The 17,060-nt window shown below is 36.2% G+C and carries 12 protein-coding genes and 2 pseudogenes; 7 read left to right on the top strand and 7 right to left on the bottom strand.

Annotated elements, in window-relative coordinates; genetic code table 11:
• The first annotated feature begins 275 nt into the window (after window positions 1-275).
• The 5 genes from ACQV2P_RS07885 (at window position 276) to ACQV2P_RS07865 (ending at window position 3,529) form a co-directional block, all read left to right on the top strand.
• Window positions 276-1,157: a putative selenate ABC transporter substrate-binding protein gene (locus tag ACQV2P_RS07885; protein WP_428894856.1), complete on the top strand. Its 882-nt coding sequence runs from the start codon at window positions 276-278 to the stop codon at window positions 1,155-1,157.
• Window positions 1,158-1,166: 9 nt separating this feature from the next.
• On the top strand, window positions 1,167-1,919 hold the full coding sequence (locus tag ACQV2P_RS07880; protein WP_428894855.1) for a phosphonate ABC transporter ATP-binding protein: 753 nt from the start codon (window positions 1,167-1,169) through the stop codon (window positions 1,917-1,919).
• Window positions 1,912-2,334 carry a PhnE/PtxC family ABC transporter permease gene (locus tag ACQV2P_RS07875; RefSeq protein WP_428894854.1) on the top strand — a complete coding sequence of 141 codons (423 nt, stop codon included), beginning with the start codon at window positions 1,912-1,914 and terminating at the stop codon, window positions 2,332-2,334. Before ACQV2P_RS07880 ends, ACQV2P_RS07875 begins: the two co-directional genes overlap by 8 nt.
• A gap of 155 nt (window positions 2,335-2,489) precedes the next feature.
• Window positions 2,490-2,684: a hypothetical protein gene (locus tag ACQV2P_RS07870; RefSeq protein WP_428894853.1), complete on the top strand. Its 195-nt coding sequence runs from the start codon at window positions 2,490-2,492 to the stop codon at window positions 2,682-2,684.
• Window positions 2,681-3,529, top strand: a complete 849-nt coding sequence (locus ACQV2P_RS07865; protein WP_428894852.1) for a PhnE/PtxC family ABC transporter permease — start codon at window positions 2,681-2,683, stop codon at window positions 3,527-3,529. Before ACQV2P_RS07870 ends, ACQV2P_RS07865 begins: the two co-directional genes overlap by 4 nt.
• A gap of 711 nt (window positions 3,530-4,240) precedes the next feature.
• Here ACQV2P_RS07865 and ACQV2P_RS07860 read toward each other — a convergent pair.
• From ACQV2P_RS07860 to ACQV2P_RS07830, 7 genes and pseudogenes are all read right to left on the bottom strand, one after another.
• On the bottom strand, window positions 4,241-4,438 hold the full coding sequence (locus ACQV2P_RS07860) for a CsbD family protein (protein WP_428894851.1): 198 nt from the start codon (window positions 4,436-4,438) through the stop codon (window positions 4,241-4,243).
• A gap of 102 nt (window positions 4,439-4,540) precedes the next feature.
• The gene (gene kdpC / locus ACQV2P_RS07855) at window positions 4,541-5,191 is read right to left on the bottom strand and encodes a K(+)-transporting ATPase subunit C (protein WP_428894850.1); all 651 of its coding nucleotides are present in this window, start codon (window positions 5,189-5,191) and stop codon (window positions 4,541-4,543) included.
• Window positions 5,192-5,202: 11 nt separating this feature from the next.
• Window positions 5,203-7,253, bottom strand: a pseudogene (gene kdpB / locus ACQV2P_RS07850) (potassium-transporting ATPase subunit KdpB).
• 23 nt (window positions 7,254-7,276) lie between these two features.
• A pseudogene (locus tag ACQV2P_RS07845) lies at window positions 7,277-9,015 on the bottom strand (potassium-transporting ATPase subunit KdpA).
• 28 nt (window positions 9,016-9,043) lie between these two features.
• Complete coding sequence (kdpF, locus tag ACQV2P_RS07840; protein WP_143406555.1) at window positions 9,044-9,121, bottom strand: K(+)-transporting ATPase subunit F; 78 nt, start codon at window positions 9,119-9,121, stop codon at window positions 9,044-9,046.
• A gap of 328 nt (window positions 9,122-9,449) precedes the next feature.
• Window positions 9,450-10,148 (bottom strand): response regulator, encoded by a 699-nt coding sequence (locus ACQV2P_RS07835; protein WP_428894849.1) that lies wholly within the window; start codon window positions 10,146-10,148, stop codon window positions 9,450-9,452.
• Window positions 10,141-12,846: a DUF4118 domain-containing protein gene (locus ACQV2P_RS07830; RefSeq protein WP_428894848.1), complete on the bottom strand. Its 2,706-nt coding sequence runs from the start codon at window positions 12,844-12,846 to the stop codon at window positions 10,141-10,143. The genes ACQV2P_RS07835 and ACQV2P_RS07830 overlap by 8 nt, the downstream gene beginning before the upstream one ends.
• A gap of 774 nt (window positions 12,847-13,620) precedes the next feature.
• Between ACQV2P_RS07830 and ACQV2P_RS07825 the strand changes: the two genes are divergently transcribed.
• A complete protein-coding gene (locus tag ACQV2P_RS07825; protein WP_428894847.1) occupies window positions 13,621-13,941 on the top strand; it encodes a hypothetical protein in 321 nt (106 codons plus the stop codon).
• 24 nt (window positions 13,942-13,965) lie between these two features.
• Window positions 13,966-16,806: a M14 family zinc carboxypeptidase gene (locus tag ACQV2P_RS07820; RefSeq protein WP_428894846.1), complete on the top strand. Its 2,841-nt coding sequence runs from the start codon at window positions 13,966-13,968 to the stop codon at window positions 16,804-16,806.
• Window positions 16,807-17,060: the final 254 nt, after the last annotated feature.

Genomic DNA, 17,060 nt, shown 5'->3' with positions numbered 1-17,060 from the left:
AAATAAAGACCCGAGACAAAATGCGTGGACATTTTATCTCGGGTCTTATTTTAAAAGTTATAGCAAAAATGGACTTATGATACAGCCCCTTTTTAAAAATTTTATTAGTTTTACTGATAGATCAAAGGGATATATCAGAAAGACTGAACTATGATTGAGCTTGTATTTTAGGTAGTTGCTATAAATTATGCTAAGTTGCATTGTAGTAGGAAAGCTTCCTTTCTTATTAATTATTTAACATCATTAAAAAGTAATAAAAATTAGGAGGGACTTTAATGAGAAAATTTATAAGCGTCATAACATCAATAACACTAATTGTAGCTCTTATGGTCAATATATTTACTGTTAATCAAATAAAAGCTGAAGAAGAGCAAGTGTTCAAAATTTCTGCTATTCCAGACTTTGATCAGACTGAATTAACTCGTGGATTTGGTTCATTCGCTGAATATTTATCTGAAGAATTAGGTATGGATGTGGAATACGTTCCAGTTACAGATTATGCTTCAGTGGTAACTGCCTTTGAACGAGGAGAAATTGATTTAGTATGGTTTGGTGGGTTAACTGGCGTTCAAGCGCGCTCATTAGTGCCAGAAGCAGAAGCCATTGCTCAACGCCCGATGGATGCTGAGTTTAAATCTTATTTCATTAAACAAAAAGGCTCGGAAATTGAAGAGTTAGAAGATTTAAAAGGTCAATCTTTCGCATTTGGCTCTGAATCATCAACCTCCGGTCATTTAATGCCGCGCTATTTTTTATCAGAAGTTGGGATTAATCCAGAAGAGGTCTTTGATGGGGAACCGGTATACTCAGGATCTCATGACAAGACCATTGCTTTAGTAGAGGCCGGAACAGTAAAAGCTGGTGCGGTGAATCAACAATACTGGGAGCAAGCGATTGAAAAAGGTGAAGTGAATGAAGACAAAGTAGAGTCGTTCTTTATTACGCCAGACTATTATGATTATAACTGGACGGTTGGTGATGTTGATGCAAAATTTGGCGAAGGTACTAAGGAAAAGATAAAGGAAGTATTACTGAATGTTAGGCCGCAAGACTCTGAAGTATTAGAGTTATTATCGACAGATAAATTTATTGAAACAAAAAATGAAAATTATGATCGTATTGAAAAAGTAGCAAAAGACTTAGGATTAATTGAGTAGGTGTGAATTGTGACAAATCAAACGATTATTTCCTTAGAACAGGTTACCAAACAATTTGGTGACCTGTTCGCTTTACAAGATATTTCTTTTGAAGTAGCAGAAGGAGAACGAATTGCTTTATTAGGGCCTTCAGGATCAGGTAAGACAACTTTAATGAATTTGTTAACTAGAACAATTCATGCGGACCAAGGTGAAATTGAATTAGCAGGTCAAAACATAAAGAAGTATGTCAATCAGAAAGAATATGCAAAATTGGTTGGCGTATTGCGACAACAATTTGATTTGGTAAATAATTTAAGTGTAATAAACAATGTTTTAGTGGGACGTTTTAATGAATGGGGAACCTTTAAGTCATTCCTTTCACTCTTTAAAGCTCAAGATCTTAAAATAGCACAATCTGCCCTAAATAAAGTAGGTATGGTGGATAAAATATTTGAAGTGACTGCTAATTTATCAGGAGGAGAACAACAACGAGTCGCTATTGCCCGTTTGCTTGTTCAAGATCCTAAGATAATTTTAGCTGATGAGCCTGTTTCTTCCTTAGATCCAACTAATGCTCGAATTGTATTAAAGCTTTTGAATCACTTAGTTAATGAAGATCAGAGAACGCTTGTAGCCTCAATGCATTCTGTGGAACTTTCTTTAGAGTTTTTTTCAAGGATTATTGGCATTCGTGCAGGACAAATTGTTTTTGATAAAAAAGTTGATGATGTTGGTGAATCAATGTTTAAAGACCTCTATGAGGTGAAAAGAAATGGATAAGGTTTTAGAAAGAAATCGACGAGAATTCCTATCTCTGATTCTATTGCTTGTCTTTCTAGCCAGTCTTATAATTATCCCTTGGAGTAAAGGCGTTATAAATAGTGGGGGGTTTGAAATGGCCCTACGTATGCTAGGATCGATGCCCCGCTTAGACCTAAGCTTAGAGACAATAATGCTTGCAATCGAGGCGTTATGGACAACTTTTTCATATGCTTTAATTGCTGTTTCGATTGCTATTTTATTTGCTATGATTTTGGCTATGCTAGCAGCAGGTGTTTTAATTAAAAGTTCGCTAGTCCGACTGACCGCTAGAATAATTATTGGTTTTTTAAGAGCGATTCACGAATTAGTTTGGGCATGGATGTTTGTGGCAGCTATTGGTTTGAATCCCTTAGCTGGAATATTTGCTTTATGAATTCCTTATATCGGTTATTTAGGAAAAACATATGCTGATCTTTTAGAAGAAGTTCCTCAAGCGCCTCTTAGTTCTTTGAGGGAGGCAGGAGCTAATCCTTTTCAACTATTTACGGATATTTACCAATTGCCTTCCCTAATATGTTGAGTTACACGATGTATCGTTTAGAATGTGCCATTCGTTCTTCATCCGTTTTATCATTTGTAGGATTAGGAGGAATTGGCTTCCGAATACAAATGGCATTACAAGATATGCGATTTGAAGAAGTTTGGACCTATTTAATTTTTCTTATTCTGTTAATTTTTATAATTGATCAATGGAGTGCAAGAATTAGGGGGATTCTATCATGATTAGCTCAAAGAAAAGGTCTCACTTTATTGGTAATTCCTTTTGGTTACTCATTCTTCTCATCATTATTTCTTGGATATCAATCTTTTTTAAACATGAACGTGATATATTTGCGATTTTCAATAGTGAAAATAGTATTTATTTACAAAAGTTTGTTAAAAATCTTTTAGGAATTGGCAAAGAAAAGGTAGCCTACCTAGACCCTAAAGACTGGAAGGTTGCTCTTAAGCTATCAGCTCAAACTTTTGTGATGTCTATCGTCGCCATTGGTTTTGCAACACTAGGGATGTTAATATTTGTATTTCCTACTGCTCGAAATGTTGTCTCCGGAGAATTGACTTATAGGAGTAAGTGGTATTATTGGCCCTTATATTATTTGGGGCGGTTTTTATTTTTAATTGGTAGAGCAGTGCCAGAGTTATTGTGGGCGATGATTTTACTCTATCTTTTTAAACCTGGACTTTTACCAGGTGCTTTAGCCTTAGCTTTGCACAATTTTGGTATCTTGGGTAAGCTTGTTGCGGAATTAATTGAAGATATGGATGATCGACCGATCAAAAACTTGATCGTTAATGGAGCAAGTACTTTGCAAGTTTTTTTATATGGTCTTATTCCTGAATTAATGCCTAAGACTTTAAATTATATTTTATACCGATTTGAAAATATTATTCGAGCTTCGTTAATAGTAGGTATAGTTGGAGCAGGCGGCTTGGGAATGCAATTTCGTTTAGCCATGAGTTTCTTTCGGTACACAGACATCACATTATATTTACTTTGCTATTTGATTATGGTGTATTGTTCGGATATTCTTTCTGCTTGGTGTAAGAAATTTATTAGAGTCTCATAAAAAGATTTAATGAAGTTTAAGTGGAGGTAAATTGTGCATTTTATGCAACATGGACTAAGGTAAATAAACCCACTAGCCAACCCATTATAAGACTTCCAAATATTTAATTCATGGTTTATAGTTAGAGGTGATAGCATGCTTTATTGTTGCTGGCGGATCGTAATTGATAGTATCTAACTAGTACGAACCAGTTATTGAAGGATGTATATCAATGCTTTCGTGAATACTCTTCAAGCAATGATGACTAGTTTTCGTCAACTAATCGTTATTGTTTTTGCCAAGGATTATCCGCTCGATTTCAGTACATTCTTCTCAGAGAGGGTCATCAATTCTTTTTTATAGGAACCTTTTTGGAAAGTGTTCACTTTTGCCGAATGTTAAAGGGGGCAATTCCGACTAAAGAAGAGCCATTCTTTTGCTAAAAAGCAGCTACAATTTTACCGTGCTTTAATTCCTATCTTTTTTATCCATAGAGTAAGCATAGTCAAATGATTAGCAATTCATTGCCCGTTATAATTAAAGAGAGACTACTAGAACTTAGGAAGGGTCATAAGGGTTAGCCTATGCGGGATATATAGCGTTTTATTGCTAAGATATTCAACGGAATTATTTACAGTAGGTATCACGCTCAAATAAGAGGGTAAAAAAATTTTTGAATTGAAATAAGCACCAGACTTTCTTTGGAGAGCCTGGTGCTTATTATTCTTAAACTTATTCTTCGTCAGACAACCCTTTTTTAAGGCCTTCTACGACATCTTTTGCGTCTTCAATTCCTTCTTTGACAGTCCCTTTAATTTTGTCAGCGATACCTTCAGATTGTAATTTTTTGTTATCAGTTGCTTTTCCAATTGTTTCTTTTACATTCCCAGATAGTTTGTCTAGTTTTGCTTTGTTTTTTTCTTCTGACATTTTAATAATCTCCTCTATATTTTGTTGAGTAAATCTTAAAACTTTTGTTAATCGTTTGCAAGTAGAATGACTTCTTTTTAATTTGTGTAAGGATAAAATGGATTATTTTTTCATCATTTGATTAATTTCTTTATTTACTAAAAGGACATTTACAGCTTCTTCACCAAATATTCCTAATGCTTTTGGTTGTGTATGCTTAGCGATGATCGATTCCAGCTGATTGGCTGAAATACCAGAGGCTTTTTCGATACGAGGAATTTGGATTTCAGCTGCCTGGACTGAGATATGAGGGTCTAATCCTGAACCGGAAGCTGTCATTAAATCAGTCGGAATATCCTTCGCTGTAACGGTTGGATTTTTATCAAGGAATTTTTTCATATCCATTGAAACTCGCTTGGCTAAGTCGGGATTAGAAGCAGCATAATTAGCCGATCCAGAGGATAATCCGATGAATTCTTCACCGTCAAGGTAATAAGCCTTACCGTTGGTATCCTCTTTATATACATTGTAATGATATTCAGAAGGTCGACTCCATAAGAAATAGTCTTGCGTAAATTCTTGTCCGACGTTTTGAACGCCTATCACTTTACCATCGACCTCCACTGTACTCCCGGCCGCTTGATGCGGAAAAATAAGAGAGGACAAGCCGGATAAAACGAGGGGGAAGAAGAGTCCACAAACAACCATCATGACTATAGTAAGACCTAAACTTTGACGAAAATCTTGCCAAAAAGAATTTGTTTTTTTATTCATTGTTAAACCTCCTACATACCTAAACCTGACAAGAGTGGACTTATGATAATATCAATTAATTTGATCCCAATAAAAGGAGTGATAACTCCGCCTAAGCCGTAAATCATCATATTTCTAGCCAATAATTTTCCAGAGCTCATCGGACGATATTTTACTCCCCTCATTGCTAGTGGAATTAAGCAAGGAATGACAACAGCGTTGAAAATTAAAGCTGAAAGAATGGCGCTTTGAGGGGTAGCTAAGTTCATAATATTTAATACGCTCAATTGTGGAATTGAAAGCATAAACATTGCCGGAATAATAGCAAAATATTTAGCAATATCATTGGCAATTGAGAAGGTGGTCAAACTACCTCTTGTGATGAGCAATTGTTTACCAATTTCTACAACCTCTATAATTTTTGTGGGGTCAGAATCTAAATCTACCATATTGGCGGCTTCTTTAGCAGCGGTGGTTCCACTGTTCATGGCTAAACCAACATTAGCCTGGGCTAACGCAGGCGCATCATTGGTTCCGTCTCCAGTCATCGCAACGATTTTACCTTCTGCTTGTTCTTTTCGAATAACTTCAATCTTATCTTCTGGTTTACATTCCGCAATGAAGCCATCCACGCCAGCTTCTTTAGCAATCGTAGCTGCTGTTAATGGGTTGTCACCGGTACACATGATCGTTTTAATCCCGATTTCACGTAGACGTTCGAAACGTTCTTCCATACCTTCTTTAACCGTATCTTTTAAATAAATAACACCTAAAATTTTATTGCCTTCACACATGACTAAGGGGGTTCCGCCTAGACCTGAGATGCGTTCTACTAAAGCAGTTAAATCTTTTGGTATTTGACCCCCGTGGTCTTTAGCATAAGTGATAATTGCATCCATTGCTCCTTTACGTAATGATTGACCACCATTTAAATCAACGCCACTCATACGACTTTGAGCGGTAAATGGGACAAATTCTGCGCCTGATTCTTCTTGACTATCATCGCCCAATTGTCTCGCTAAATCGAGGGCTGATTTGCCTTCAGGTGTATCATCATGCAGACTGGTTAAGGCAGCACACCGAAGAGCTTCAGGTAATTTAACACCTTCAACGGGAATTATTTCAGCAGCTAATCGGTTACCATAGGTTATAGTCCCTGTTTTATCAAGAATCATTGTATCTACATCTCCGCAGGATTCAACGGCCTTACCAGACATAGCAATCACGTTAAAACGAGTTACTCGATCCATACCAGCAATTCCGATGGCTGACAATAGCCCTCCAATAGTGGTTGGAATTAAACAAACGGTTAAGGCAATTAGGGTTGATGTAGGAATTGAAATACCTGAGTACAATGCGATGGGATAAAGGGTGACAATAACAATTAAGAAAATAATGGTTAAAGAAACTAATAGAGTGTTTAAAGCAATTTCATTGGGTGTTTTTTTACGAGAAGCGCCCTCAACTAGGGCAATCATTCGGTCCAGAAAGCTATTTCCCGGTTCGGAGGTAATTTCAATTTTGAGCCAATCCGATACAAGAGTAGTTCCTCCTGTAACAGAGCAAAAGTCACCGCCCGATTCTCTTACGACGGGAGCGGACTCACAATAGCTGATTCATCAACTGAGGCAACTCCTTCAATTACTTCACCATCACCAGGAATGACTTCGCCAGCAGATACTAGTACGATATCTCCTTTATTTAATTGATTCGATAGCACAACTTCTTCAGAGCCATCTTTAAGCAATCGTCTCGCTTCTGTTGCTTGTTGAGTTGCTTTAAGTGTGGCTGCTTGAGCCTTCCCTCTACCTTCGGCAATCGATTCAGCAAAATTAGCAAACAGAATCGTTAATAATAAAATAAGACTAACTAGTAAGTTATAGATTTTAAGATTTCCATCACTGGTATTTTGAGAAAATAGGGATGGAAAGAAAGTAGATAGAAGGGTAATACAAAAACCGACTTCGACGACAAACATGACCGGATTTTGCACCATATAAATAGGATTTAATTTTTTAAATGCGCCAATTAAAGCTTCTTGAAACATCTCTTTGGTAATTAAGGTGTTACTTTTATGAGACATTGTTTTTCCTCCTCAATTAAAGGTTAAGATAATAATGTAAGGTGTTCAGCAATTGGGCCTAGAACGAGAACAGGTAAGAACGTTAGGGCAGCAAAGATATAAACAACCATCACTAAAATGAAAGCAAAAGATAGCGTATTGGTTTGCAAACTTCCTGTCGACTGGTTGATCATTTGTTTACGCATTAAAGATCCAGCAATTGCAAGCTGAATAATAATTGATAAGTAGCGACCAAAGAATATAACAAGACCGGTTGTTAGATTCCAGAATAAGGTATTATCACCTAACCCTTCAAAACCAGAACCGTTATTAGCGGCGGAAGATGAAAATTCATAAAGAATTTGTGATAAGCCGTGATAGCCAGGATTAGAAATAGCTTCCCTTCCCCATTCTGTTCCAATAGCTAAAGCAGAAAAACCTAAGATTAATAAGGGATGAATTATGATGCTAAGAGCGGTTAGCTTCATTTCACGTCCTTCAATTTTTTCCCTAAATATTCCGGTGTACGGCCAATCATTAAGCCACAGATAAAGACAGAAAGGATGGCGTATAAAATCATATTCATTAAGCCAACTCCTTTTCCACCAAAAACGACATTTAACATCATGTGTAATAAGGGAACTAAGCCCCCTAAAGGAGTCAATGTATCATGCATATTATTAACAGTACCGGTCGTAAAGGAAGTAGTAGTAGTAGTGAATAAGGCAGATTGTGCAATCCCAAACCGAAGCTCTTTTCCTTCCGTGTTTCCCATGGCTTGATCTAATCCCAATCGGGCTAGGACGGGATTCCCTTGACTTTCAGCCCAGAAACAAAGAACTAAACCTAATGTGAATAGAATACCCATGGCAGTAAAAAGACTAAATCCTTGTTTACCAAATGCTCTATGAATGAAGGATGGTTTAACAGTTTGGTTGATAGGATTTATTTGATTGGTTGATTTGTTTTCGCTTACCATTTTTCCAAAGGTAATTACACAAGCGCCTGGTAATAGCATCATGGAATAGAGTTCAATTAAGTTTGAGATAAGAGTTGGATTTTCAATTGGAGTAGCTGAATTGGCCCCTAAGAATCCTCCACCGTTCGTACCTAAGTGTTTAATTATTTCTAAAGCGGCCACCGGTCCCATTGCAATCACTTGTTTGCTTCCTTCCAATGTGTCTACTATTAAATTACCACTGAAATTTTGTGGCACTCCTTGCCAAACAAGTAACAAGCCACCGAGTATTGAAAAGGGGATCAAAATACGGGTAGTAATTCGAACCATATCGACATAGTAGTTACCCATATTATCTTTGGAATGACCTGCTAGTCCACGAATAAACGCTATACAAGCGGCATAACCACTAGCAGCAGAGACAAACATCATGAAAATTATAACCGTCATTTGTGATAAATAAGAGAGTCCATTTTCACCAGCATAATGCTGTAAATTGGTATTTGTCATAAAACTGATAACCGTATTAAAAGAAAGCGACGGTTCCATTCCTTCAATTTGATTGGGATTATAGATTGCCATACCCTGGATTCTTAAAATAAGATAGGTTAATAAAATCATGACTGCGTTTGTTTTAATTAAATTTACAGCATAGCTTTTCCAATTCATTGAAGTATGAGGAGAGATGCCTGCCAATTTATAAATCCATCGATCGACGTAGTCAAAGACAGGATCAGCGAATGTCTTTTTTTGACTTGCAATACGGTACAGATAATTGCCTACCGGAATGACCAGCAGCAAATAAATGAATAAGGTAGCTATCATTTGCCACATTTTAAATTCCTCCTAATCGTTAGAACTTTTCTGGATTGACCAGAGCATAAATGAGATAAACAAAAAGTAAGATAATAATAACAATAAGAGCGATCAATTGAATTCCTCCTTAATCTAACCGATTAATTTGCCTTTGACACCAATTAATAAGTTGGATTAGGACAAATGTAGAAAATGTTAGAATGATAATCATTAAAAGATCATACATGAGAATTCCTCCTTAATATTTTACATTTATTAGTTTACTGCAAAGGTTATAAAGGTGATCTTAGTGCTTGGTCGATGAGATTAAGATTGTATAAAGGTCCTGTATAAGAAATCTGTACGATAAAGAAAAAAGTAATTTCAGAAAGGTGGTTGCTAACCTCATGCTAACCATCCAATCAAAAATTACTTTTTATCAGGTGAATATCAAGTATATCAATTTATCGTTTAATCATACGGTAACCAACACCAATATGCGTTTGAATATAAGCAGGATCAGAAGGATTTTCCTCTATTTTCTTTCTTAAAGTTGCCATAAAGACTCTTAATGAGGGAATATCTGCCTCGAAGCTACTGCCCCACACTTCTTTTAAAATATAATTATGTGTAAGAACTTTCCCAGTATTTTTAGCTAATACGGTGAGCAATTTATATTCAATAGGGGTTAAATAAATTTCCTCTTCATTCAGATAGGCACATCCAGCAACGTAATCAATTTTTAAATCGCCATTTTGATAGTGAGTGACTGGTGCTTGAGAATTACTATCTTCTGTTTGACTTCTTCTTAGGGCGACACGTAAACGGGCGAGAAACTCTTCAATACTAAATGGTTTAGTGAGATAATCATCGGCACCTGCATCGAGAGCCTCAACTTTATCAAGATCTTCGCTACGAGCACTTACAACAATTATCGGTACTTTACTCCACCCTCTCACCTTGCGTATAATTTCGATGCCGTCCATGTCAGGTAGTCCTAAGTCAAGAATAATGACATCGGCATTATAGGAAACAGCATCTAAAAGAGCTTCGGCCCCTGTTTTTGCAGTATGATATTGGTATGCTTGAGTGTCTAGGGTAGTACGTATCAAGTTAGTGATAGCAGGATCATCTTCGATAACTAAAATTTTAGGTTTAATCATTTTTTATGTGAACCTCCTCTAAAGGCAAAGTAAATGAAAAAATGGTTCCATTAGGTTGATTATCCTCAACCCAGATCTCACCTCCATGTGCTTCAATAATCGAATTGCATAAACTTAAGCCAAGACCTAAGCCCCGCCGGCTATCTGATTGGCCTAGATCAGCCGTGTAAAACATATCAAACAAATGAATCTTTGCTTGATCAGAAATGCCAGGTCCATCATCAGCAAGTTCAATTTGAACCAGATTGTCAACTTTTTTGGCAGATAAAATAATGGATGAACCGGACTGTGTATATTTAATTGCATTATTAATTAAATTGACGAGGACTTGAACAATTAAGCGTGCATCCATTTTTGCCACCAATAATTCATCCGCTAACTTAACTGAAAAATGATGATCTGAGATATTCCGATCAATGTGGGTAATGGCTTCATGAACAACATCTTCAATTAATTCTGCATTCAGAGTAATATTCATTGTTCCATTATCAAGTTTAGTGATGGAGAGGAGATTTTCTGTCAAATTAATGAGCCACATCGCATCATCATAAATACTACTATATAGATTTTGTTTTTTCTTCTCTTCTAATTGAATGGTTTGATCCATTAAAACCGAGGCATTACCACTGATACTAGTCAAAGGCGTACGTAAATCATGCGAAATTGATCTTAAAAGATTGGAGCGTAATCTTTCTCTTTGTGTTTCAATCTCAATCGCTTGTTTTTCTTCTATTAAATGACGTCGCTCAAGCATTAAACCACAATCATTTAAAATGGACACGATTAGGTTTTTTTCGAAAACACTCAGAACGGGATAATACTTTATTGGGATACCAATTATACCCAGGGCTTCTTGACTACCACGAACCGCCATATAGAGGTTTTGGGCATGGGATAAAGTATTAGTTGTTGCGCCCGCGTGTTTGTTATTCTTAATCACCCAATTAGCGATAGCTAACTCATCTTGGTTGAGGGGTCCAATTATTTTCCCAAGGCCTGGTTGGTTTGTTTCAGAAAATTGTAAAGTAGATTCATTCTGGGTCAAAGCATAGAGAATAGGACGATTAATTAATTCAGCTATTTGACTAGCTGCGATTTGAATAATTTTAAATTCATGCTGTCCGTCGGCTAATTTTTGGTTACTATTCATAATAATTTCCATATGGTAAGCTCTTTGGGCAGATTGCTGGGCTTGTTTTTTGACTCGGGTTGCGAGTGAGCTAGAAAGAACACTAGCGACAAGCATAATCAGAAAAGTAACCGGGTAATCGGGAGCGTAAGCTTCTAAAGTAAACCGAGGAACAGTGAAGAAATAATTAAAGGAAATGACACTGAAAAGAGAGGCTAAGACCCCATACCAATGGCCTCGGGTCCAGACAGCTGTTAAGAGAACAGCTAGAATGTAGACTGTGATAATATTTGCTTCCCGGAGTCCAACTTGGTAAAAACCAAAACTGATCAAAGTGGCTATAATATTCAGTCCAATTACTTTTACAAAGTCTTTCCAACTAAATTCTTGTTTAGTATTGCTGAAGAATTTGAAGGATTGTCTTTGACGTGGTTGATCATCAGGAATAATGTAGATGTCTATATTGTCCACTAATTTATTTAGTTTATCAGTCAAGGTTTTATGGCGCGTGAAGATGCGACCACTTTTATTATTTCTTCCCAAAACAATCTTGGTAATGCCACTAACTTTAACGTACTCTGCTATTTGAAAAGCAGGATCATCCCCATAAACTGTTGAAATTTGAGCACCTGATTGTTCAGCTAGACGCAAGTTATTTCTAAGTTGTTTTAGTTCTTCGGCTTTCAACGGTTTGTGATCAGAATCTTCAACATAAAGGGCAGTAAAATGGCTATGAAAGGCTTCCGCCATTCGAGCGCCGGTTCGAATGACTTTAGCATTACTCGGTGAGCTTGATATACAAACTAAAATATGATCGCTTGCGATATTGCTAAGAGGATTGCCTTGTTTTTGAGCGTGACGACTGAGATGATCCGCTGTTCGACGCATAGCAAGTTCTCTTAAAGCTCTTAAATTGTCACGTGAGAAAAAATGATTCAATGCCCTTGAAGCTTGTTCTTTTTTATAAATTTTCCCCATTTTCAAGCGTAAGATTAAGTCATCCGGTTCGATATCAATTAATTCAATTTGATCGGCTGCATCAAAGACGGAATCAGGAATCCTTTCATTAACTGCCACGTTGGTAACGGTGTCTACAACGTCTTTTAAAGACTCTAAGTGTTGAATATTCATAGTCGTGTAAACATCAATTCCAGCTCGCAGTAGTTCTTCGACATCTTGATAACGTTTGGTATGGCGGGACCCTTCAGCATTACTATGGGCTAACTCATCGACTAAAATAAGTTGCGGTTTGCGGGTTAACGCACCATCTAAGTCAAATTCTTTTAATGACAATCCACGGTAGGTTATCTCAATAGGCGACATCCTTTCCAAACCATCCATTAATTTTAGCGTATCTGGACGGGTGTGCTGTTCAATATATCCAATGATAACATCAACACCTTGTTCTTTAGCGGAGTGAGCAGCTTGTAACATACTGTATGTTTTACCTACTCCGGTGGCATAGCCACAAAAGATTTTTAAGTGCCCTGGTTGGATATCGTTTATTGAATTATTTAATTGATAGCTAGCCTTTAAGTCTTGAACCATTTTTTCACCTACTTTCTTCATTCTCCTTATTATTTTACTTGATCTGGTATTTTTAAAATATAAAAACTCTTTGAGCGGTATTAAGATTGTATAAAGATTCGGTCTTTATTTAATTTTAATACTGATCACGGTCCTTTAACACTATCTTATTAGCTGATAATTTATACTGAGTGTAGCTAATAGTAAAAAGGAGGTTGTTTAAAGTGAATCAATATCCATCAAACTATCCAAGACAGTCATCCTATTATCATAGAATGGATGGAATTAATTTTTCGAAGCGATTGAACATTCACTTTGCATTTATTATACAACTTGAGAAGAGCATGATCGCTTATTTAAAAACGAACCCCTTAATTTTAATGTTTTTTATGGTAATTGGAATGCCGCTATGTATATTGTTAGCTGTCGCCACGGTTACAACTATTTTTTCTTTATTATATCTGTTTATCTTATAAAATTTATAAAGAGCTAGGGACTAAAGAGATAAGTCCCTATTTTTAATGGTATTCTTAAAGAATTACTTTTATGTTTTTTTAAATTGGAGTCCATCAGGATCATAAAGTAGTTTTTCAAGCGGACTTCAATTTTAAAAATCTATGTTTGATAAATTTTCTTTATAGGCCTGTTTGAAAAAATAGATAGTGCTAACATTAAGTATGAACAATATAGTTTTCATTATATAATTAATTGCCTTATTTAGAATTGGATTCCATAAGTAAACTTATCGTATTAATGAAACTGAGTGTTATAATATAGTTAGCAAAGTTCTTTAAATTTTAGGAAAGGAAGCGATGTATGGATACAAAAAAAATTGAGGCAGTAATAAACCATTTTTATAAAGCTGTCTACTCAAACAATCGACAAGCGTTTTATGGAATGCTGGCCAACTCCTTTAAAGATCGAGTCAGTTTAGAAGAATTTAATCGCTACCGTCAATATCGCATGATCGATATTGGTCGACTTGAAAAAGTTGAAAAAATTCAAGAGGATGTCGATAAAATTCTAGTAACTTGCAAAATAAAAATTCGCGAAAACACAGTGACTCATGTTTATCATTTGATTGAAGAAAGGGGAGAATATTATCTAATATCGGATTCCTTTATGTTTGCTAAATAAATCAAGTAGAAAGGAAAGAATAGTATGAAAAAATTGATTAAGTTGCTGGTTACATTTTTGCTTACTTTAACGCTATTGGTACCATCTAGCCTTTCAATTTATGCTCAAACTTTATCAATGGAGGACACCCACTTAAGTTTAACTGAGAAAAAATCTTTAGACTTTGAAGTTGATTTCAAAGAAGAAATATCTTTAGACCAACTAAGTTTTAGTTTAGGTGACAAGCCTTTGAGTGAATGGAAAGCTTTCAATATGGAGACCGAAGCTTACGACTTAAAGCCTTGGATTCGGGTAGAAGATTTATCCATAGATGGTAATGTATTAAAAGGTAAATTAGTTAACTCGCTTCCTTATGGATTGGATGCGACTGATTTAAGACCTTATCCACGTTGGACTTTCGAAGAATTGTTAGGCACTTATCCTTTAGTTGTAAAGGATGAAGGTAGTGGGGCAAAAGCCTCAATCGATATTGAGATCCAGAATTATACTGGATTTCATAAATACGAAGAAATACAACCTGATTTGGACGCATTAATTGCGGCAGGAAATGAAAAAGGAGATCGTTTCTTTAAATATGAGTCGATTGGGCAGACGGATGAAGGACGAGAAATTCCCATGGTGATCGTAGCAAAAAATGAAGAAACCATTGATCATTATTTAAACAACACGCTGACCGAAGCTTTAAATGATCCTGCTAAACTAAGTGAAAAAATTGCACAAGACGACCCGACATCTTACCAAGTTCCAATTTTCATTAATAATACACACCCCGATGAATCACCAGGGATAGATGCTCAAATTGATTTGTTAAAAGACCTTTCCACTAAGGATGAATTTATTTTTAATGGTCAGGAAAAAGATAGCTTGGAGAGGTTAAAAGTAAGCGATGTGTTAGATAATTTTATTCTTATTTTCTGTGTAACATTAAATCCCGATGGTAAAGCTGAAAACCAAAGGGAAAATTCTCATAAGTTGGATATTAATCGAGATAATATCTACCAGACGCAAGCTGAAACAAAAGCTATGTCTGCAACTTTAGCGAAATATAATCCGTTAACTTTTATTGATTTACATGGATTTGTTCCGGAATTTCTTATTGAACCCACTACTCCTCCTCATGAACCAAATTTTGAGTATGATCTGCTCATGGGCGGCGAGATGGATCCTGATACTAAGGATGTTGTTGATGATAAACCAGGTGCGATAGGACATGCCAGAGCCATGGGAGATGTGGGTATTGCTAACTCTGACTATACGTCCTATATTATTCCAATGTTTGACTATGGAGATGGTTGGGATGATGCTTTCTTAGGGTATACGGCTGTATTCTCGCTTATTCATGGAGCGTTGGGTCATACAGTTGAAATTCCAGCTCAAAACCAACAATCCCTTTTAGCTGCTAAGCATGCCGTTTTAGGTTCCATAAAGTATGTTCTCGATAATAAAACCGCCCTCTATCAAAATCAATTAGAAATCTTTAGACGGGGTATTGAAAATGAAGATAATAAGGCTGTGGACTCGTGGCTTGTAAAGGCTGATGGGTCAGTTGGTGGGCGCCCTAGAGGAGAAAATGATAATTTCTTCCCAGATTACTATATTTTACCAATGGATAAAAGCCTACAAAAAAATGTTAATGAAGTTTATGATATGATCAGCTATTTCCTACGTAATGGTGTGAAGGTCTATCAATCTGACATAGAAGTGACATATAAGGATATTACTTATCCTGCTGGATCCATTGTGATCCCAATGAATCAAGCTAAACGTTCTCTTGCAAACGTATCCCTTTATCAAGGGACTGATGAATCTGATTGGGGAGCTATGTATGCAGAAATAGTCTTAAATTACCCTAAACTTCATGGCTTTGATAGTGTTGAAGTTAGACAAGCCGATCTTTTTGCAGATAAATTAACTGAAATAACAGAACCTTTATCAAAACCTGCCACAGATCAAAATATTGAATCGGATCAAGTTGTTATAAAGGCTAATAATAATGATGCTTTGATATTAGTCAATAAGATGTTAGCTGATGGAAAAGAAATACAAATTGTGAATGAGTCTAGTGACGAAATTGCAATGGGTGATTACTTGGCTAATACAGAAGACATGAAAGGTTATCTTGAAGGCCTTTTAGTAAACCTGGTAGAAAGCCCAGATTCAATTAAAGCGACTAAAGTAGAACCACCGAAGATCTATTTAACACCATCAAGCTCCAACTATGCCGAACTTGCTGATGAAACGCGCTTCGTTCTCAATCAATTAGGCTTTACCATTGTTGAAGATATTAAAGACGCTAACGTAGTAGTCGATTCATCAGGGGTATTTGAAAAAGATGCGCTTAAGGATAAGAATTATATTGGAATTGGTTCAATGGCCTTACAAGCCGTTAAAGATCAAGCACTTTATCCTTTAGAGATTCAAATGAATGAAGATGGTGGAGGAAATGAAGGTTTGCTCAAGGCGAATTATGACCTAACCAATCCTATTTCCGGCTCTTACCAAAGCGATGATATTGCTTATGTTTCATCAGGTAGCGTGATGAATCAGCCAAGACCTGAAGCAAAAATCTTTGCAAAAGTTGCCGATGATGATGATTTTTATCTTGAAGGTTGGTGGCCAGGGCATGATTTTGTTCAGGGGCAAGTCTTAGGGTTTGCTGATTCAATGGAAGATCAAAATTTTGTGTTCTTCTCAACAGATGTAACGAATAAGGCGCACACAAGACACTTATATCGTTTATTAGCCAATGCAATTTATAGTATTAACTCTGAAAAATTTATAGAGGGAGAGGGCTTAAAGGTATCCGTTCCTAAGAAGGAGATTCAGGTCGAAACGACTGAAGAAACAACGGAAGAACCTCGCTAATTGAAATTACTTACTAAGTAGAAGCCATCTCTATAAATATATAAATAAAAAAGAAGAATGAAAGTCAGTAATATGACATTCATTCTTCTTTTTATTATCTTTGAAGCCAAACAATATTAGCAATAAAGTGATTGGGTATTATTAATCAAACTATTTCCATAAGAAAAAGCACCCTTAAAGGATGCTTTGATATGATTAATGGTTCTATAATTTATAGGGTTGATGGCCGAAGGCCTCAACTCTATTTTTTACTT

It is taken from the genome of Facklamia sp. P12932, assembly GCF_050409545.1.
Taxonomy (GTDB): domain Bacteria; phylum Bacillota; class Bacilli; order Lactobacillales; family Aerococcaceae; genus Facklamia.
This window is presented reverse-complemented; position numbering and strand designations above follow the sequence as displayed.